This window comes from Paramixta manurensis (genome assembly GCF_013285385.1).
In the GTDB taxonomy this organism is placed as follows: domain Bacteria; phylum Pseudomonadota; class Gammaproteobacteria; order Enterobacterales; family Enterobacteriaceae; genus Paramixta; species Paramixta manurensis.
This window is the reverse complement of record NZ_CP054212.1, coordinates 3,728,576-3,749,274: the sequence shown is the minus strand read 5'-3', so window position 1 is coordinate 3,749,274 and position 20,699 is coordinate 3,728,576. Positions and strand designations below refer to the sequence as shown.

Annotated in this window: 12 protein-coding genes and 2 tRNA genes; 9 read left to right on the top strand and 5 right to left on the bottom strand. The window is 53.8% G+C overall.

The features are described from left to right. Nucleotides 1-5: 5 nt before the first annotated feature. From recC to recD, 4 genes are all read left to right on the top strand, one after another. Complete coding sequence (gene recC / locus PMPD1_RS18075; RefSeq protein WP_173635340.1) at nucleotides 6-3,392, top strand: exodeoxyribonuclease V subunit gamma; 3,387 nt, start codon at nucleotides 6-8, stop codon at nucleotides 3,390-3,392. 267 nt (nucleotides 3,393-3,659) lie between these two features. Next, nucleotides 3,660-6,554 carry a pitrilysin gene (gene ptrA, locus PMPD1_RS18070; RefSeq protein ID WP_173635339.1) on the top strand — a complete coding sequence of 965 codons (2,895 nt, stop codon included), beginning with the start codon at nucleotides 3,660-3,662 and terminating at the stop codon, nucleotides 6,552-6,554. Further along, complete coding sequence (recB, locus tag PMPD1_RS18065) at nucleotides 6,538-10,086, top strand: exodeoxyribonuclease V subunit beta (RefSeq protein WP_173635338.1); 3,549 nt, start codon at nucleotides 6,538-6,540, stop codon at nucleotides 10,084-10,086. Before ptrA ends, recB begins: the two co-directional genes overlap by 17 nt. Then, nucleotides 10,083-11,915, top strand: a complete 1,833-nt coding sequence (gene recD, locus PMPD1_RS18060) for an exodeoxyribonuclease V subunit alpha (protein WP_173635337.1) — start codon at nucleotides 10,083-10,085, stop codon at nucleotides 11,913-11,915. The genes recB and recD overlap by 4 nt, the downstream gene beginning before the upstream one ends. 17 nt (nucleotides 11,916-11,932) lie before the next feature. On the opposite strand, the gene argA is transcribed toward recD, so the two are convergent. Next, the gene (gene argA, locus PMPD1_RS18055) at nucleotides 11,933-13,261 is read right to left on the bottom strand and encodes an amino-acid N-acetyltransferase (RefSeq protein ID WP_173635336.1); all 1,329 of its coding nucleotides are present in this window, start codon (nucleotides 13,259-13,261) and stop codon (nucleotides 11,933-11,935) included. A 233-nt stretch (nucleotides 13,262-13,494) separates the two neighbouring features. Between argA and amiC the strand changes: the two genes are divergently transcribed. Continuing rightward, on the top strand, nucleotides 13,495-14,739 hold the full coding sequence (amiC, locus tag PMPD1_RS18050; RefSeq protein ID WP_173635335.1) for an N-acetylmuramoyl-L-alanine amidase AmiC: 1,245 nt from the start codon (nucleotides 13,495-13,497) through the stop codon (nucleotides 14,737-14,739). Between the two features lie 116 nt (nucleotides 14,740-14,855). On the opposite strand, the gene PMPD1_RS18045 is transcribed toward amiC, so the two are convergent. Beyond that, nucleotides 14,856-14,932, bottom strand: a tRNA-Met gene (locus PMPD1_RS18045). 58 nt (nucleotides 14,933-14,990) lie between these two features. After that, nucleotides 14,991-15,067 (bottom strand) — tRNA-Met (locus PMPD1_RS18040). A gap of 205 nt (nucleotides 15,068-15,272) precedes the next feature. On the opposite strand from PMPD1_RS18040, the gene mltA reads away from it, so the two are divergent. Beyond that, nucleotides 15,273-16,424: a murein transglycosylase A gene (gene mltA / locus PMPD1_RS18035; protein WP_173635334.1), complete on the top strand. Its 1,152-nt coding sequence runs from the start codon at nucleotides 15,273-15,275 to the stop codon at nucleotides 16,422-16,424. 69 nt (nucleotides 16,425-16,493) lie between these two features. Then, nucleotides 16,494-17,294 (top strand): tRNA cyclic N6-threonylcarbamoyladenosine(37) synthase TcdA, encoded by an 801-nt coding sequence (gene tcdA, locus PMPD1_RS18030; protein ID WP_173635333.1) that lies wholly within the window; start codon nucleotides 16,494-16,496, stop codon nucleotides 17,292-17,294. A gap of 29 nt (nucleotides 17,295-17,323) precedes the next feature. On the opposite strand, the gene csdE is transcribed toward tcdA, so the two are convergent. Next, on the bottom strand, nucleotides 17,324-17,764 hold the full coding sequence (csdE, locus tag PMPD1_RS18025; RefSeq protein ID WP_173635332.1) for a cysteine desulfurase sulfur acceptor subunit CsdE: 441 nt from the start codon (nucleotides 17,762-17,764) through the stop codon (nucleotides 17,324-17,326). Between the two features lie 2 nt (nucleotides 17,765-17,766). Beyond that, nucleotides 17,767-18,972, bottom strand: coding sequence for a cysteine desulfurase CsdA (gene csdA, locus PMPD1_RS18020; RefSeq protein ID WP_173635331.1), 1,206 nt, complete (start codon nucleotides 18,970-18,972; stop codon nucleotides 17,767-17,769). Nucleotides 18,973-19,182: 210 nt separating this feature from the next. On the opposite strand from csdA, the gene PMPD1_RS18015 reads away from it, so the two are divergent. Both PMPD1_RS18015 and PMPD1_RS18010 read left to right on the top strand, forming a co-directional pair. After that, nucleotides 19,183-19,407, top strand: a complete 225-nt coding sequence (locus PMPD1_RS18015; RefSeq protein ID WP_173635330.1) for a YgdI/YgdR family lipoprotein — start codon at nucleotides 19,183-19,185, stop codon at nucleotides 19,405-19,407. 348 nt (nucleotides 19,408-19,755) lie between these two features. Then, complete coding sequence (locus tag PMPD1_RS18010; protein ID WP_173635329.1) at nucleotides 19,756-20,676, top strand: transcriptional regulator GcvA; 921 nt, start codon at nucleotides 19,756-19,758, stop codon at nucleotides 20,674-20,676. The last annotated feature ends 23 nt before the right edge of the window (nucleotides 20,677-20,699 follow it).

The following is a 20,699-nucleotide window of genomic DNA, read 5'->3' as shown; positions in this document are numbered from 1 at the left end:
TAATAATGTTTACGGTTTATCATTCTAATCAGCTTGATGTACTGAAAACGCTGGCAGCGTATCTCATTGAAAATGAGCCGTTACGCGATCCTTTCCAGCCTGAAGTGGTGCTGGTGCAAAGCCCGGGGATGGCGCAATGGTTACAAATGTCACTGGCGCAGCAATTCGGTATTGCAGCCAATATTGCTTTTCCGCTACCGGCCAGTTTTATCTGGGATATGTTTGTGCGTGTCCTGGCGGATATCCCGGAAGAGAGTGCGTTTACCAAAGCTGCTATGAGCTGGAAACTGATGTCGTTGCTGCCAGCCATGCTGGATCGACCTGAATTCTCCGCATTGCGGCACTACCTGGCGGATGATCAGGATCAGCGCAAACTGTTCCAACTTTCTTCGCGTGTTGCGGACCTGTTCGACCAATATCTGGTCTATCGGCCGGAGTGGCTAAACCGCTGGGAAAAGGGGGAGTTGGTTGCAGATATTGGCGACGCGCAGCAATGGCAGGCACCTCTCTGGGCGGCGTTGGTTGACTACACCCGCCAGCTTGACCAACCGCAATGGCATCGCGCCAATCTGTATTCGCGTTTTATTCAACGGCTGGATTCCGCTACGCAACGCCCGCCAGGGTTGCCTGACCGGGTATTTATTTGCGGTATTTCCGCACTACCGCCGGTTTATTTACAGGCTCTTCAGGCGCTGGGTAAACATATTGATATTCATCTTCTGTTTACTAATCCTTGCCGCCATTACTGGGGAGACATTCAGGATTATGCGTTTCTCGCGAAGCTGCAAAGCCGCCGTCGCCAGCATCATCAATCGGCGGGTGAAAGTGCATTGTTTCGTGAGCCCGCGCAGGCGCCATCACTGTTTAATGCCGACGGCGAACAGCAACTGACCAACCCACTATTGGCATCATGGGGCAAACTGGGGCGGGATAATCTCTGGCTATTGGCGCAAATGGAAGCGCGCGAAATTGATGCTTTTGTCGAGATCCCGGCGGATAACCTGCTACACAGCGTGCAGCATGACCTGCTGGAGTTAGAGGATAACGCGGTTATTGGCCTGACGGCGGAAACGCTCTCCAGTAGCCGGACAAAGCGTCTTCTCGACCCGCAAGACCGTTCAATCTCTGTGCATGTGTGCCATAGCCCACAGCGTGAGGTCGAAGTGTTACAGGATCGTTTGCTGGCCATGATGGAGGCCGATCCGCAACTCACGGCGCGAGATATCATCGTGATGGTGGCCGATATTGATGCCTATACGCCGTTTATTCAGGCGGTGTTTGGCAATGCTCCTGCCGAGCGTTACCTGCCGTTTGCGATTTCCGATCGGCGCGCCAGCCATGCGCATCCTGCCTTACTGGCCTTTATTAATTTGTTAAGCCTGCCAGACAGTCGTTTCGCCAGTGAGGAGATACTAGCACTGCTGGAGGTCCCGGCCGTTGCCGCGCGTTTTGCGATAGATGAGGAAGGGCTGCGTCGTTTACGTCATTGGGTCAGTGAAGCCGGTATTCGCTGGGGGCTGGATGATGAGGCGGTGCGGGCGTTGGCGCTACCGGCAACCGGGCAACATACCTGGCATTTTGGTATTACACGCATGCTGCTTGGCTATGCAATGGAGAGCGAGAGCGGCGACTGGCAAGGCATTTTGCCCTATGACGAATCCAGCGGGTTGATTGCCGAACTGGCGGGCAATCTGGCGGAATTACTGATGCAGCTTAATCAATGGCGGCACACGCTGGCGCAACCGCGCACGCTGGAAGCGTGGTTGCCGCTTTGCCGTTCGCTGTTGGAGGCCTTTTTTAGCGCGGATGCCGATACCGAAGCCGCGCTGGCGCTGATTGAAGAGCAGTGGCAACAGGTGATTAGCTACGGTATGGAAGCGGCCTATCACCAAACGGTGCCCATCACTCTGTTGCGCGATGAGTTGGCCTCAAGGCTTGACCAGCAACGGATTAGTCAGCGCTTTCTTGCCGGCCCGGTCAATTTCTGTACGCTGATGCCGATGCGTTCAATCCCCTTTAAAGTGGTATGCCTGCTGGGGATGAATGACGGGGTCTATCCGCGCACCTTACCGCCGCTGGGGTTTGACTTGATGAGCCAGAAACCGAAAAAGGGCGATCGCAGCCGCCGCGATGATGACCGTTACTTGTTTTTGGAGGCGATCATCTCCGCGCAACAGCAACTGTATATTAGCTATATTGGGCGCTCAATCCAGGATAATACGGAACGTTATCCGTCGGTGCTGGTCAGTGAATTAGTGGAGTATATCGGGCAAAGTTTTTGTTTGCCGGGCGATGAAGCGCAAGACGTCGATAGCAGCGCGCAGCATGTGCTTGCGCACTTACATCATCAGCATTCGCGCATGCCGTTTGATGCCGATAATTTTAGTGATGAGAGCGAGTTCCGCAGTTTTGCTGCGGAATGGTTACCCGCCGCCCGCGCGGAAGGGCAGCCACATCCGCCTTTTATGCAGGCGTTGCCGCCGCTTGAGATGACCGAGTTGAACGTTGAACGGTTGATCGGTTTCTGGCGCCATCCGGTGCGGGCGTTTTTTACCTTGCGGCTGGGCGTGGCCTTTACGCTTGAAGACATGGAGTTGCCTGACGCAGAGCCTTTTGTGCTGGATGCGCTGGATCGCTATCAGGTGAATACGCGTTTGTTAAATGCGCTGATCAATGGTGAGACAACGGAACGGCTGTTTCAGTTTTACCGGTCGGCGGGTGCATTACCTTACGGTGCTTTTGGCGAGCTTTTTTGGCAACAGCAAGAAGAGGAAATGTCGGCATTGGCGCTACGCGTGCGTGAATACCGTGGTGAGAGCGATAACCTTGAAGTTTCGCTGCAAGTGGGGGGCGTTCATCTCAGCGGTTGGCTGCCGCAGGTGCAAACGGAAGGGTTATTACGTTGGCGCCCCGGCGTGCTTAATTTTACTGATGGTCTAACGTTGTGGCTGGAACATCTACTCTATTGCGCGATGGGCGGCAAAGGCCACAGTCGCATGTTGGGGCGCAAAGAGAGCCAATGGTGTTTTGCCGCCATCAACCGTGATGAGGCGTTGGCGCAACTGGCTGAGTTTATCGCCGGTTATCAACAGGGGATGCGTACGCCGTTATTATTATTAGCAAAAAGCGGCGGCGCATGGCTTGCGGCCAGCTATGATCGCCAAAGCGACCAATTGCAGTGGGATGAGGCCACGCAAATTACTGCGCGCGGAAAGTTGTTAAGTGCATGGCAGGGAAATTACCAGCTAGAAGGCGAAGGGAGCGATCCCTGGTTGCAACGTTTATTCCGTACGCTGGATGAAGAACGGGTCACCGAGATTATCTATGAGGCCGAAAAGTGGTTATTGCCGCTATTGCGTTTTAATTGCGCGGCAGAGAAAAGTGATGAATAGCGATAAATTAAAAAACAGTGCCGGACAGTGCCTGTCGCATCCTGTAGTGTGATTTTTTTTACCCTCAATAATTCGAGTTGCAGGAAGGCGGCAACAGAGGGAATACCGATGAGCTGTTAGGGCAGTGATTTGGGTGAACGAACGTCGCTAATGCAGATGCAGCTTGAAGTATGACGGGTATAGAACATCTTTGATTATTTGTTGTACTTACTCCGCCCGCGTTTAACGCGTTGCGTGAAGATAAGGGGAAAGAGTTGAGGGGTTTGAATGCGTAAATACGCTCTCTGGGTAGCAGGTCTGGTTATTTTTACCGGTTTTTTTAATACGTTAGCCTTAGCCGATATGGGCTGGCAGCCGATTAAAGAGACCATTAATAAAAGCGAAAAAGATCCTCGTCAGTATCAGGCGATCCGGTTGGATAACGGCATGACAGTGTTACTGGTCTCCGATCAGGTTGCGCCGAAATCCCTCGCCGCGATTACGCTTCCTATCGGTTCGCTGGATGATCCTAATTCACAACTGGGCCTGGCGCACTATTTGGAGCATATGTCGCTGATGGGATCGGTACGTTACCCACAGCCGGATAATTTGGCCGAATTCCTCAAAAAGCATGGCGGCAGCCATAATGCCAGCACCGCTTCCTACCGCACGGCGTTTTACCTTGAAGTGGAGAATGACGCGCTGGAACCGGCGGTGGACCGGCTGGCGGATGCCATCGCTGAGCCATTGCTTGACCCGGTGAATGCCGATCGCGAGCGGCATGCGGTAAATGCCGAGCTAACGATGGCGCGTTCCCGTGATGGTTTGCGCATGGCGCAGGTTGGCGCGGAGACGCTGAACCCTGCCCATCCCAGCGCTCGCTTCTCCGGCGGTAATCTGGATACGTTACGCGATAAACCGGGCAGTAAGCTGCATGATGCGCTGAAGCAATTTTATCAGCAGCATTACTCCGCCAACCTGATGAAAGCGGTTATTTACAGCAACAAGCCGTTGCCTGAGATGGCGAAAATCGCCGCCGATACCTTTGGCCGGGTAAAAAACCATGATGCGACGGTGCCTGCTATTACGCAGCCGGTGGTTACCGCGAAGCAGAAAGGCATCATTATCCATTACATCCCGGCACAACCGCGTAAGCAGATTAAAATTGAGTTTCGTATTGATAACAACAGCGATAAGTTTCGCAGTAAAACCGATACGCTAATTGGTTATTTGATCGGTAATCGCAGTAAAAATACTCTTTCTGATTGGTTACAGAGCCAGGGGTTGGCAGATTCCATTAATGCGGGTGCCGATCCGATGATCGATCGCAACGGTGGGGTATTTGCCGTCTCCGTTTCGCTGACCGATAAAGGTTTAGCGCAGCGCGATCGGGTGGTCGCGGCAGTATTTAGCTACATTGATATGCTGCGCAAAGGCGGCATTGATAAGCGCTATTTTGATGAAGTTTCCCATGTACTCGATCTGGACTATCGCTATCCGTCGATTACGCGTGATATGGATTATATCGAGTGGTTGGCGGATACCATGCTGCGGGTGCCGGTTGAACATACGCTGGATGCTCCCTACCTCGCCGACCGTTATGACCCGGCGGCAATTCAGGCACGGCTTGATGGTATGACGCCGGAAAACGCACGCATTTGGTATATCAGCCCCAATGAACCGCACAACAAAGAAGCCTACTTTGTTAATGCGGCCTATCAGGTTGATCGCATCAAACCAGATCGCTTTGCGGCGTGGCATAAGCAGGCAGCGGAGATCAAACTGGCTTGGCCGTTGTTGAACCCCTACATTCCGGATGACTTTAGTCTGATCCCATCCGATGGCAAAAAATATACGCATCCGCAAGAGTTGGTCAACGAGCAAGGGCTGCGGGTATTCTATATGCCCAGCCAATACTATGCCGACGATCCGAAAGCAAACATTACGCTGGCGCTGCGTAATAAAGCGGCCATGAGCACCGCGCGTAACCAAGTACTGTTTGCGCTGAATGATTATCTGGCAGGCGTGGCGCTCGATGAGCTTAATTCGCAAGCCTCGGTGGGCGGTATTAGCTTTTCCAGCAGTGAAGATGATGGGGTCACGATCAACGCCAGCGGTTTTACGCAACGTTTGCCTAAGCTGTTAACGTCGCTGCTACAAGGATACGCGAATTTCACGCCGACCGATGCGCAGCTTGCGCAGGCAAAATCCTGGTATTTAGAACAGCTTGATTCCGCCGAGAAAGGGAAAGCGTTTGAGTTGGCGATCCAACCGGTACAGATGCTTTCGCAACTGCCGTATACCGAACGTAAGGCACGGCGTAACTTGCTGCCATCCATTACCCTGAAGGAACTGAATGATTACCGCAAGATGCTGCTGCAACAGGCTACGCCAGAGTTAATGGTGGTGGGCAATATGGCGCCGGATAACGTGGTGGCGCTGGCGCGCGAGGTGAAAAAGCAACTCAATTGCAGCGGTGATAACTGGTGGCACAGTCAGTATGTCTCCATTGAAAAATCGCAGAAAGCCAATATCGCGAAGGCAGGCAGCAGTACCGATTCAGCGCTGGCGGCGGTGTATATTCCAACTGGCTACAGTGAATATGCCGGTATTGCTAACAGCGCGATGCTGAGCCAAATTATTCAACCATGGTTTTATAATCAACTCAGAACCGAAGAACAATTGGGCTATGCGGTGTTTGCTTTCCAGATGTCGGTAGGGCGGCAGTGGGGGATTGGTTTCCTGCTACAAAGCAACAGTAAACAGCCTGCTTACCTGTTAACCCGCTACCAGGCGTTTTACCCCACGGCGGAAAAACGTCTGCGAGCGATGAGCCGCGAAGATTTCGCGCAGTATCAGCAGGCGCTGATCAATGAGCTCAAACAGCGTCCACAAACCCTCGATGATGAGGCGAGCCGCTTTGGTAAGGACTTTGATCGGGAGAATTATCAGTTTGATACGCGTGAAAAGGTCATCGCACAAGTGCAACAGTTAACGCCGGAAAGCCTGGCGAATTTCTTCCATCAGGCGGTTATGTCGCAACAAGGCTTGGCCCTGGTGTCGCAAATCTCCGGTAGCCATCATGGCAAAGCGGATTATGCGCCGCTTAAAGGGTGGAAAACATGGAAAAACATCTCTTCTTTACAACGCTCTTTGCCGGTAAAAAATGGCAACGATAAGTAATCCTGGCGCGCAGCGCCTTGATCCGCTTACCTTGCCGTTGTTTGGCGACCGGTTGATTGAGGCGTCAGCCGGTACCGGAAAAACATTTACCATCGGCTTGCTGTACCTACGGCTACTGCTCGGCCTTGGCGGGCCGCACGCGTTTTCTCGCCCGCTGTCGGTCGAAGAGATTCTGGTGGTGACCTTTACCGAAGCCGCCACCGCAGAGTTACGTGGGCGTATTCGTCAGAATATTCATGACTTGCGGCTGGCTTGTGTACGTGGCGGCAGTAACAACGTCATGCTTGCTGCGCTGCTGAATGACATTGATGATTTGCCTCAGGCCGCTTCACTGTTACTGGCGGCCGAACGGCAAATGGATGAAGCCGCTATTTTTACCATTCATGGTTTTTGCCAGCGCATGCTCAATCTAAATGCATTTGAATCTGGCATGCTGTTTGAACAGCAATTGATTGAGGATGAGTACGCGCTACGGCGTCAGGCGGCGGCTGATTTTTGGCGGCGTCACTGTTATCCGTTACCGTTAACGGTTGCGCGGGTTATCGCGGAACAGTGGAGCGGGCCTGAGCAATTACTCACTACGCTTTCGCCGTGGCTGCAAGGTGAGTCACCGACGCTAAAATATCCTCCCCCGAGTGATGAAACCATTGAACAGCGCCATGAAAAACTGCTGGCGCGTATTGAGCAACTCAAAGCGGCCTGGCTGGGCGCTGCGCAGGATGTATACAGCATTATTGACGGCAGCGACGTTGATAAACGCAGTTACAGCAAAAAACATCTGCCAACCTGGCTGGAGAAAATAACCCTCTGGGCGCAGCAAGAAACCGATGATTACAGCGTGCCGAAAGAGCTGGAGCGGTTTACGCAAAGCATCTTGCGGGAGAAAACCAAAAAAGGCGCCGCACCTGAGCATCCGCTCTTTGAGGTGATTGAGCACTTTCTGGCGGAGCCGCTTACGCTGCGCGATTTGGTGATTGCCCGTGCGCTGGCGGAAATTCGTTTCGCTACGCGCAAGGAAAAACAGTTACGCGCGCAACTGGGGTTTGATGATTTACTCAGCCGGCTGGATGAAGCGCTGCATCAGCCGGGCGGTGTGGCGCTGGCCGCCGCTATTCGGCAACGCTATCCGGCGGCACTGATTGATGAGTTCCAGGATACCGATCCTCAACAGTATCGCATTTTCAGCACGCTCTATTTGCGCCAGCCAGGCTGCGCACTGCTACTGATTGGCGACCCTAAACAGGCCATTTACGCTTTCCGCGGCGCGGATATTTTTACCTATATGCGCGCGCGTTCTGAAGTTAGCGCACACTACACGCTGGAGACAAACTGGCGTTCCTCTCCGGCGATGGTGGCGAGCGTTAATCAGCTTTTTTCCCGGCTGGATAATTCGTTTCTGTTTAGCGATATTCCCTTTCTGCCGGTACAGGCAGCCACGCCGAACAGTTCGCTGAGTTTTACTCTCAACGACAAACAACAACCTGCGCTGCGCCTGTGGCTACAGCCGGGCGACGGCGTTGGTGTTAGTGAGTACCAACAATGGATGGCGAGGCAGTGCGCGGGGGAAATCCGCGACTGGCTGCGTGCCGGTCAGCAGGGTACGGCGCTGATTGGCAACCAGCAGCAACGCCGTCCGGTGCGCGCATCGGATATCACGATACTGGTGCGTAGTCGTGGAGAAGCGGCGGTAATGCGCGAAGCGCTGAATGGGTTAGCGATCCCGTCGGTTTACCTTTCGAATCGTGACAGCGTGTTCACCACGCCCGAGGCGCGTGAGTTGCTCTGGCTGTTACAGGCGGTTTTGGCGCCGGAACAGGAGCGCGCGCTACGCAGCGCATTGGCAACCAGTATTATGGGGCTGGATGCTGCCGCTATTGATGCGCTCAGCCAGCATGAACCCTCGTGGGATCGGTTGGTCGATGAATTTGACCGCTATCGTCAGGTCTGGCTAAAGCGTGGCGTGTTACCCATGCTGCGTGACTTAATGGTGAACCGGCATATTGCGGAAAATCTGCTGGCATCTGAAAGCGGCGAACGGCGTTTGACCGATGTGCTGCACTTGGGTGAACTATTACAGGAGGCGTCGGCGCAGCTTGATAGCGAACATGCGCTGGTGCGTTGGCTGGCGCAGCAAATCGCACAACCGAATAACCAGGCGGCAAATCAGCAACTGCGTCTGGAAAGCGACCGTCATCTGGTTCAAATCGTTACCATCCATAAATCGAAAGGTCTGCAATATCCGCTGGTCTGGCTGCCGTTTGCCGCCAACTTCCGCGAAGCGTCGCAAGGTATTTATCACCACCGTGATACCTATGAGGCGTTGTTGGATTTGCAAGACGATGAAGAGAGTCGTCAACTGGCCGAACAGGAACGCTTAGCGGAGGATTTGCGTCTGCTCTATGTAGCGCTAACCCGTTCGGTTTGGCACTGCAGCGTCGGTATTGCTCCGCTGGTCAAAGGCAATCGCAAAAAACAGGGCGAAAGCGATCTGCATAAGAGTGCGTTGGGGTTTCTGATCCAACGCGGTGAGGCGATGAACGCCGCCGACCTGGCCCAAACCCTGGCAGAGATGACCAATGAAGCCATTGCGCTGGCGGCGAACCGTGAGCCGGATAGCGCGCCGTGGCGACCGCAAACTGCGCCAGGTTCCCGGCTGAGTAGTTCGGTGCTATCGCGACGTTTGAATGACGATTGGCGTGTCACCAGTTATTCGGGATTGCAGCAACACAGTTCCGGTAACCTGGTGGATATGCAACCGCGATTTGATGTGGATGCGGTCGGCGAGTCGGCGGCAGTAAGTGAGCCCATGCTCACTCCCCACAGCTTTCCGCGTGGCGCTTCGCCAGGTACCTTTTTGCATAGTTTGTTTGAAACCCTGGATTTTACCCAGCCGCCTGATGAAACCTGGCTGGCAGAACAGTTACAGCGGGCCGGGTTCAGTCTGGAGTGGCAACCGATATTGATGGCGTGGCTACAACAGATTTTGAGCGCGCCATTGAATGATGACGGCGTCAGTCTGAATCAGTTGACGCCGTCGCAGTGTAAAGCTGAACTGGAGTTTTATCTGCCGCTCAGCCAAATGTTGACCGCGCCGTCTCTCGATCGGTTAATGCGTGATTTTGATTCGCTTTCCGCTCAAGCCCCGGCGCTTAACTTCCACCAAGTTCAGGGGATGCTAAAAGGCTTTATTGATTTAGTGTTTTGCTGGCAAGGGAAATATTACCTGCTGGATTATAAATCCAATTGGCTTGGCGGCGAATCGGCGGCCTACACGCCACAGGCCATGGCGCAGGCGATGGTTGATCATCGCTATGATTTGCAATACCAACTGTACACGCTGGCGCTACACCGCTATTTAGGTCATCGTCTGGCGGATTACGATTACGAGCGCCATTTTGGCGGCGTATTTTATCTGTTCCTGCGCGGCATACAGCCAGGGGAAGGGCAAAATGGCGTGTTTTACACGCGGCCAGATGTCGCCTTTGTGACGGCGTTAGATAGGTTGTTCGCAGGCCAGGGAGAGGTGTCATGACCGGTGTGAGTGGGCTGCTGCGTGAAGCGGTAGACAAACGGCTAATACGGCCACTCGATCTGCAATTCGCCCATATGCTGGCGGATGAGACGCAGCCAGCCTTAATGCTGGCCGCCGCCTGGCTGAGCGCCGAAGCCGGCGAAGGGCATGTTTGCCTGCCGCTGGAAGCCTTAACCGAAGCGCAACTTTTTGCCGGGCGTCAGCCAGCATTGGCATCCGCTCTGTGGCAGGCTGCGGGCGCGCCGACGGCCTGGGCGCAAATATTGTTGGGTAGTCATGCCGTCAGCGATGGCACGCAGGCAACGCCGCTGGTGTTGGCGCAGGGAAATCTTTACCTCAATCGTATGTGGCATAGCGAGGGGCGCGTTGCAGATTTCATCAGCACGGCAGCGAGGGAGCCCACCAATGACTATCCGGCACTCAGAAGTGTGCTGGATACCTTATTCGGGCAACAACCGGAAGATTGGCAAAAAATTGCCGCAGCGGTGGCGATTAGCCGCAAAGTTTCAGTGATCTCCGGCGGGCCCGGAACCGGGAAAACCACCACGGTAGCGAAGTTACTGGCGGCGTTGATTCGCCTGACGCCAACGCCGCTGCGTATCCAACTGGCGGCGCCCACCGGTAAGGCGGCAGCGCGTTTAACCGAGTCGTTAGGCAAAGCGCTCCGGGCGCTGGCGCTGGAAGAGGGTGAACTGGCGAAATTTCCGGCAGAGGCAACCACCTTACACCGCTTGCTTGGCGCACAGCCGAATAGTCAGCGCATGCGCTATCATGCCGGTAATCCGTTGCATCTGGATGTCTTGGTGGTGGATGAAGCCTCGATGGTGGATTTGCCGATGATGGCGAATTTGATCTCAGCGCTACCTGCTCACGCGCGGGTGATCTTCCTTGGTGACCGTGACCAATTGGCGTCAGTAGAAGCGGGTGCGGTGCTCGGCGATATTTGCCGCTGCGCGGAGGCCGGTTATAGCGTGGCGTGGGCGGCACAACTGTCGCAATTGACCGGCTGCCGGGTTGAGGGCACCGATAGCGAAGGCGTAAGCCACGTCCGCGATAGTATCTGTTTGCTACGCAAAAGTTACCGTTTCGATGAGCACTCCGGCATCGGCCAACTGGCGCTGGCGGTCAATGCCGGTGATGTGGCGCGGGTTAATCAGACGTTTAACGCCGGGTTTGCTGATATTTCACGTGTTTCGCTGAATAGTGCCGATGCGTGGCAGCAGTTGCTGGATGATAGCGTAGCAGGCTACGGCACCTGGCTCCGGCTGATTAAAGAGGGCGCGCCGCCGCGTGAAGTTCTCAATGCTTTTAATCGCTATCAACTACTCTGCGCATTACGTGAGGGGCCGTTTGGCGTCGCCGGGTTAAATGGCAGTATTGAGCGCGCGCTGGCAAGGCACCACCTGATTCAGCGCCCGCTGGGGCCGACCAAGTGGTATAGCGGGCGCCCGGTAATGATTGCCCGTAATGATAGCGCGCTTGGGTTATTTAATGGCGATATTGGTATTGCCATGCCTGATGGTGAAGGAGAGATAAAAGTCTTTTTTTCGCTGCCGGATGGCAGTATCAAAGCGGTACAACCTAGCCGCTTACCGGTGCATGACACCGCATGGGCGATGACGGTACATAAATCGCAGGGTTCGGAGTTTGAGCACACGGCGCTGGTGCTGCCGAACCACTTTTTACCGGTGTTAACGCGAGAATTGGTCTACACCGCTATCACGCGCGCGCGCCAGCGTTTAACGCTGTATGCCGACGACGCGGTATTTGCCCGTGCGGTTAGAGCGCGCACGCAGCGTCGCAGCGGGTTACTGGCGCGGTTGTCATAAACCGCGCGAAAGCGCGGTTATTTCAGGTCAGCCATCAACACTTTTGAGCGACGCTGATAATTATACATCTGCTTTTTGCTCTCTGGCAGCACTTCAATATCGACGGGCGTAAAGCCGCGCTCCTGGAACCAGTGGATGCTGCGGGTCGTCAGCACAAACAGCTTTTTCAGCCCCATCTGGCGTGCCTGAAGCGCAACGCGTTGCAACAGCATTTCGCCACGGGAAGAACTACGATAGTCCGGGTGCACCGCCACGCAGGCCATTTCGCCTATCTGTTCTTCCGGGAAAGGGTATAACGCGGCGCAGGCAATGGTCAGATTATCGCGCTCAATGATGGTGAATTTATCAATCTCCATCTCCAACTGTTCGCGTGAGCGCCGCACCAAAATGCCTTGCTGTTCTAGCGGGCGGATAAGCTCAAGGATGCCGCCAATATCATTAATGGTTGCCCGACGAACCTGCTCGGCTGATTCCATCACGATCTGCGTACCAATACCATCACGCGAGAATAGCTCTTGTAACAGCGCGCCATCTTCCTGATAACTGATTAAATGGCTGCGACGTATTCCGCTGCGGCAGGCTTTGACCGCGCCGCGTAGAAAGCGAACGGTGCCGGAGAGATAGTCGCCACGCGCTTCCAGCGCTTCAATCCGGGTTTGCGCTTCATTGGGCAACAGTTCGGAAATAATCGCACCTTCATCGTTGATCACACCCTGTTCGGAGCAGAAACCGATCATTTTCTCGGCTTTCAGCTTGATGGCAAGTTGGGTGGCGACCTCTTCAGAGGTGAGATTAAAACTTTCGCCAGTAACCGAAACGGCAACCGGCCCGAGCAGAACAATCGCGCCGCTATCCAGTTGACGATGGATCGCTTCTTCATCAATACGGCGAATGCGCCCGCTGTGGCAGTAATCGACGCCATCATCGACGCCGAGCGGCTGAGCGATAATAAAGTTACCGCTAACCACATTAATATGCGCGCCTTGCAACGGCGTATTGTTCAGGCTCATTGAGAGGCGGGCGGTAATATCCAGTTGTAAACGGCCAGCCGCCTGTTTCACCAGCTCTAAAGATTGGGCGTCGGTCACGCGCGTATGTTTATGGTAAATCGGTTCGAGTTGGTGTTCGGCAAGGCTGCTATCAATTTGTGGACGAGCGCCATACACCACGACCAGGCGGATACCCAGGCTGTGCAATAAGCCAATATCATTCACGATACCGGAGAAGTTTTCATGCTCAATGGCTTCGCCGCCTAGCATGATGACAAACGTTTTACCTCGGTGAGCGTTGATGTAGGGGACGGTATGGCGGAATCCCTGAACCAATTCGGTACTACGTTCCTTCACGGCTAACCCTCATTGCATTTTTATTCGTAATTTCTGTATTTTTATTCTTTTATTGTCAATGATGCAAGTGGCAATTAGCGGCGCTTTCACCAGAAAAAATCGCGCGGTCCACCCTAATACGCTGCATTTTCTAACTTTTTTGGGGTGACATGAATACGCGTATTGGTTAAAGTTTTCGGCATATTTTTATACTTGGCGTTTTTTTAGACATATCACAGTATTGTTGGAGCGGCATGTCCGAATCTAATCCTTATCTCAACCGTCGCCGGTTATTGCAGGGCGTCGGTGCGGTCTGGTTACTTAGCGTAAGCCGGGTCGGTTTCGCAGCCGGCAGCCATGTGGTTGCCGCGCGTATCTGGCCTTCATCCACCTATTCACGGTTAACGCTCGAATCCAGCGTACCGCTAAAATACAAGCAGTTCGCACTCAGCAACCCGGAACGGGTGGTGATTGATATTGAGCATCTTCATCTGAACCAGGTGTTGAAAGGAATGCATGACCTGGTACGCAAAGACGATCCCTATATAAAAAGCGCGCGCGTAGGGCAGTTTGATGCGAATACGGTACGGATTGTGCTGGAGTTAAAGCAGAGCGTCACGCCGAAGCTGTTTACCCTTGATCCGGTGGCGGGCATCAAAAATCGTCTGGTGGTTGATCTCTATCCGGCAAAAAACAGTGTCGAAGGCGACCCGTTATTAGCGCTGCTGGAAGACTATAACAAGGGCGATTTAGAGCAATCACAGCCGGGGCCCGCGCCGCTACCGGGAAAAGCAGGGCGCGATCGTCCGATCGTTATCATGATCGATCCGGGGCATGGCGGTGAAGATCCCGGTGCGCACGGTAAAATGCGCACGCGTGAAAAAGATATTGTGCTCAAGATTGGGCGTAAGCTGAAGGCGTTGATTGATAAAGAGCCCGCGATGCGCGCTTATATGACGCGGAATGAAGATGTGTTTATCCCGCTTAAAGTGCGGGTTGCCAAAGCGCGTAGGCAACGCGCCGATCTCTTTGTCTCGATTCATGCCGATGCGTTTACAAGTCGCGCCGCGCGCGGCTCATCGGTGTTTGCGTTATCGACCAAAGGTGCAACTTCGGCGGCGGCGCGCTTTTTAGCGCAAACGCAAAACGAGTCGGATCTGATTGGCGGCGTGAGTATGAGCGGCGATCGCTATCTTGACCATACCATGTTCGATATGGTGCAGCGGCAAACCATCAGCGACAGCCTGAAATTCGGTAAAGAGGTGCTGTCAAGACTCGGGCGCGTCAACCATTTGCATAAGCGTAGCGTCGATCAGGCTGGGTTCGCGGTACTTAAGGCGCCGGACATTCCTTCGATTCTGGTGGAGACGGCCTTTATCAGTAATATGGATGAGGAGCGTAAGTTGCGCACGCCACGTTTTCAGCAGCAGGTCGCAGAGTCAATCCTGGCGGGTATAAAAGCCTACTTTGCCAGCGGCGCGGCGTTGGCGCATAAGTGAATGCTATTTCGTCCGCAGTGCGCGGGCGGAGGCATTTAAGTGAAGATACAGTAAGACAGCAAGGAGGCTGGCAAACGCCAGAAACAAAAAAACACCCTTACAGGTGCTTTATTGATTGGTTGCGGGGGCCGGATTTGAACCGACGACCTTCGGGTTATGAGCCCGACGAGCTACCAGGCTGCTCCACCCCGCGTCCGTCTTTTGTCGCTTCCGTCGCGACATACTTCTTGTCACCACCGCTAAACGGTGATTGGTTGCGGGAGCCGGATTTGAACCGACGACCTTCGGGTTATGAGCCCGACGAGCTACCAGGCTGCTCCATCCCGCGTCCGTGGAAGCGCACTATACTCTCAGTGGCTGATGATGCAACCCTTTTTTGCCGTAAAGTTATTAATTTTCCGCCTGTTGTTGAATTTCTCCGCCATCTGATTATTTGTTGTGCAATGCCCGTCGCTCTTTTTCCTTTGATGCATTTCAATCTCATTTGGCCTTTGTTATCTTCGGCCTGCAACCACAAGAGGTAATAAACAGCAATGAAAGGATGTTGGGCAAAATATGCAGTAACCGGCGCATTTATCGCGCTACTGGCAGGATGTTCCTCAAAGCCTACCGACCGTGGGCAACAGTATATTGATGGCAAACTGGAACAACCGCTCGCCCTGGTAAACCAGCCCAACGCCAAAGGACGACCGGTGAATGGCAAAGATTTTGGCGACCAGGTCAGCGAAATCAAGTTTGCCTCGTTGAATTTGTACGCCCGTAATAGCAGTACCTATAGCGCGCTGGAAAATTGGCTCATCGCGGGCGGTGACACGCGCCAACTGCGCCAGTTCGGTCTGGATGCTTACCAAATGGAAGGGGTTGATAATTACGGTAATGTGCAGTTTACCGGCTACTACACGCCGGTGATCCAGGCCCGTTATACCCGTCAGGGGGAGTTCCAGTATCCGCTGTATCGTATGCCGCCGCGTGGCAAAGGGCGTAAGTTGCCGAATCGCGCGCAGATATATAGTGGTGCGCTTGATGAGCGCTACGCCGTCGCGTACAGCAACTCATTAATGGATAACTTCCTGATGGATGTGCAGGGGAGCGGCTATGTCGATTATGGCGATGGGCGTCCGCTGATGTTTTTCGGTTATGGCGGAAAAAACGGTTGGTCTTATCGCAGTATCGGTAAGGTATTGATCGATCGCGGCGAAGTGAAGCGTGAAGATATGTCGATGCAGGCCATTCGCAAATGGGCCGATGAACATAGCCCACAGGAAGTGCGTGAACTGCTGGAAACCAATGACTCTTTTGTGTTCTTCAAACCGGAGGATTTCGCACCGGTGCGCGGCGCCAGCGCGGTGCCGCTGATTGCAAAAGCGGCGGTAGCCGCCGATCGTTCGCTAATTCCGCCGGGTACGGTGTTGCTTGCCGAAGTCCCTTTGCTGGATAATAACGGCAAATTTACCGGCAAATATGAAATGCGGGTGATGGTGGCGCTGGATGTCGGCGGCGCAATTAAGGGCCAGCATTTTGACATTTATCAGGGCATTGGCCCGGAGGCCGGACATATGGCGGGCTTCTTTAATCATTATGGACGCGTTTGGGTATTGCGTGCCGCACCCGGCGCCGGAACCACGCTGTTCAGTAATGTGAAAGACGACCATAATAGTTCAATGTTAATGAGCGCCAGCCGTTAGACTGTCCCTTCAGCGGGCCGTTTCTGGCCCGCTTGCTGTTTTCTGTTTTTCCCAAGCTAAGGTTTTTTCATGACTGTTCTTTCAGACGCCTGGCTGCAACGCTTTGGCGGTACCGCGCGTTTATATGGCCAGGACGCGTTACATTTGTTCGCCAATGCGCATGTCTGTGTAATTGGTATTGGCGGCGTGGGCTCTTGGGCGGCGGAAGCGCTGGCGCGTACTGGTATTGGCACGCTCACGTTGATTGATATGGATGATGTTTGCGTCACCAATACCAATCGGCAAGTTCATGCGTTGCGGGAAAACGTGGGGAAGGCGAAAACGGAGGTGATGGCCGAGCGTTTGCTGGCGATTAATCCTGAATGCCGGGTGATTTGCGTTGATGACTTTATTACGCCGGACAATACCTCGGAGCTGATGAGCGCCGGTTTTGACTATGTGATAGATGCGATCGATAGCGTGCGGCCCAAGGCGGCGTTACTGGCTTGGTGTCGTCGTAATAAGATCCCGTTAGTGACCACCGGCGGCGCGGGTGGGCAAATCGATCCTACGCAGATCCAAGTCGCCGATTTAGCTAAAACCATTCAGGATCCGCTGGCGGCGAAGCTACGCGAACGCCTAAAACATGATTTTGGCGTGGTGAAAAACAGTAAAGGGAAATTGGGGATCGACTGCGTGTTTTCGACCGAAGCGCTGGTTTACCCGCAGCCAGATGGTTCAGTCTGCGCCTCACGTAGCACAGCGGAGGGGCCAAAACGGATGGATTGTTCGGCCGGCTTTGGCGCGGCGACAATGGTCACCGCGACCTTTGGCTTTGTTGCCGTCTCACATGTGTTGAAAAAGATGATGGCGAAGGCGGCGCGTCAGTAAGACGCTGGCATCGCGGTTCCGAAACCGCGTTATTCCTGTACCGCCCGCGCCACCGCATCGGCCAGCGCCTGTAAGCCGCTGCTGCGCGAAGCGCTGAGTTGATCGCGCAGACCGAGTTCATCAAATAGCCGCAGCGGATCTTTGCCACGCAGCGCGGCGGCTGTTTCTCCTTCAATGGCCGTCAGCAGAACCGCCAGCAGGCCACGCACAATACGCCCTTCGCTCTCGCCGTAAAAATGTAGACTGCCATTCGGCAGGCGCTGATGGCCGAGCCAGACACGGTTTTCACAGCCGCTTAGCTCAATATCGTCCGTCTTTAGCGTCTCGGGTAAGGGCGGAAGCTGTTTACCTAACAGAATCAGTTGGCGGTAGCGATCTTCCCAGTGCTGAAACGCGGCAAATTTCTCACGCAGGCTATGCTGAGTGATTAAACTGCCGAAGGGATGGGGGCCGGGTAGGGCTGTTGTCATGATTAATCTGCCAGTAGAGTCATTGCCGTGTGCATCGCGCGCGTCAGCGCCTCGACGTCCTGCAACGTATTATAGGGGGCGAATGAGGCGCGTAACGTGCCGCCGACGCCAAGCGCCGCCATTAACGGTTGGGCGCAGTGCTGACCGGCGCGTAGCGAAATACCACTTTCCGCCAGTAACGTCACCACATCATTATGATGGATGCCCTGTATGTCAAATGCGAGCAGGCTGGAATCGCCGCAGCGGTAGCTACGGAAACCGGGCAGCGCTGATAACTGCTGCTCCGCCAGCGTCGCCAGACTACAGCTCCAACGTTCTGCCGCCTGAACATCCAGTTGCGCCAGCCACTCCAGCGCCGCGCTTAACCCAATCACGCCTGCCACATTTGGCGTGCCGGCCTCGAAACGCCAGGGAACCGGCTGGGGTATGAAGCCCTCGAAATTGACTTCAGTTAACATTTTGCCGCCGCCTTGCCACGGTTGCATGTCTGCCAGTAACTCACTTTTGCCATACAGTGCGCCAATCCCCATTGGGCCGTAGAGCTTGTGGGCGGAAAAGGCATAAAAATCAATATCTAGTGCCTGTACGTCCGGTGGGTAATGCACGACGCCTTGTGCGCCATCAATCATCACTTTTGCATCGACCGCATGCGCCAGAGTGATTGCCCGCTGAAGGTCGGGGCAGCCGCCAGTGACGTTTGACATTTGTCCTAACGCCAGCAGCCGCGTCTTGTCATTCAGCAGGGTGGCGAGTTGATCGATATCCGGCAGCCTGTCACTGGCCAGCGGAAGTTTTACCACCCGAGCGCCGGTTTGCTGCGCCAGCATCAGCCACGGCACCAGGTTGGCATGGTGTTCAGCTTCGCTGACGACAATCTCATCACCGGCCCGTAAACGTGGACGTAGCCAACTTTGCGCCACAAGGTTGATGGCTTCGGTGGTTCCGCGAGTCCAAACAATCTGATGCGCATCGTGGGCGTTTAATAAGCTGGCTACCTGAGCGCGCGCGTTCTCATAACGCTCGGTCAGCTTACGCGCGGCGGAGAATTGGCTGCGATGCACGGTACCGGCGCTCAGGCTATAAAACTGTTGCGTGGCGTCAATCACCGTTTGAGGCTTCAGCGTGGTCGCCGCGCTATCCAAATAGACGCCAGCGTCGGAGAGCGCCGGAAATTGTTGGCGGAACAGGGCGGGATTGAATGACATCATAACGATCTCGTAGTTAATTCTGGATTCGGAACAGGACGAAAGCGATATATCGTACTGGCAAAGCTGCAAATTCGCGTTAAGCTAAATAGTGCATGGTTTAAACTATTACCCGCATAAGAGCTGCTTCCTGGACTGGTATTCATGCCAGTACGCCAGCGAATACGTTTGTGCGGGTGGTTTATCGCAATATTATCTGCAAGGAGATAGAAGATGAAAAAACTCGCCGCAGTACTGGCCGCTGGGGCCATGACTTTTGCTTTAGCTGCCTGTTCCAGTAATTATGTAATGCACACCAATGATGGACGCACCATTGTTGCCGATGGCAAACCTATGGTAGACGATGAAACCGGTATGATCAGCTACAAAGATGCTAATGGCAATAAGCAGCAAATCAACCGTTCTGATGTCAAAGAAATGGTAGAAATGGGGCAGTAAACGCTTCAGGTAAAAAAAAGCACCGCAATTTGCGGTGCTATTAATATCACTATGGACAGACAGGATAAATCTACAGGAATTAAATGGTAGCTTTGCTACCCGATCTGAAAAACGTCAGACCAATTGCAAACACAACATCACGACCACAAGCCAAAAGTCCTTCATCACCTCGCGATTTCTCGCGCCAGCTTAAACAACTTTTCGTTCCGGCTCAGGAAGTGCGGCAACTATAGGTATTTGCTGGAGCTTACTCAACGGACAATTTATAATGTCTCGGATAAAAAAATCTAATAGGTAACGCAACTCTACCGGTTGCGTCAGGTTGTTACAGAAAAGTCGCTGGAAACCATGTCAAAACGTCTTCCCCCACTGAATGCGCTACGGGTTTTTGATGCCGCCGCGCGTCATCTTAGTTTTACCAAAGCGGCTGAGGAGCTTTTCGTTACCCAGGCGGCTGTCAGCCATCAGATCAAATCTTTAGAGGATTTTCTGGGGTTAAAGCTATTTCGGCGGCGGAATCGTTCGCTTTTGCTGACCGAAGAAGGGCAAAGCTACTATCTGGATATAAAGGAGATCTTCTCCGCGCTGAATGATGCGACGCGTAAATTACAGGCGCGCAGCGCGAAAGGCGCATTGACGGTGAGTTTACTGCCCAGTTTTGCCATCCAGTGGCTGGTTCCGCGTCTCTCTAGCTTTAATTCAGCTTATCCGGGAATCGACGTGCGTATCCAGGCGGTTGACCGCGATGAAGAGAAATTAGCCGACGATGTGGATGTGGCTATTTTTTATGGGCGTGGCAACTGGCCGGGGCTGCGGGTAGAAAAGCTCTATGCAGAATACTTATTGCCTGTCTGTTCTCCGGCGCTGCTTACCGGCAATGTGCCGTTAAAATCACCGGCTGACTTGGGGCATTTTACGTTGTTGCACGATGCATCGCGTCGCGATTGGCAGGCCTATACTCGCCAGCTAGGTTTGCAGCATATTAATGTGCAACAAGGGCCGATTTTTAGCCACAGCGCGATGGTGCTGCAAGCGGCGATACACGGGCAAGGTGTGGCCCTGGCGAATAATGTTATGGCGCAGACCGAAATTGAGGCCGGGCGTTTGGTCTGCCCGTTTAACGACGTTTTAGTGAGTAAAAATGCTTTTTATCTGGTTTGTCATGACAGTCAGGCAGAACTGGGTAAAATAGCCGCCTTTCGTCAGTGGATAATAGCCAAAGCCGCGAGTGAACAAGAAAAATTTCGCTTTCGTTATGACCACTCATAATTTTGCGCGTGGTGTTAACACGG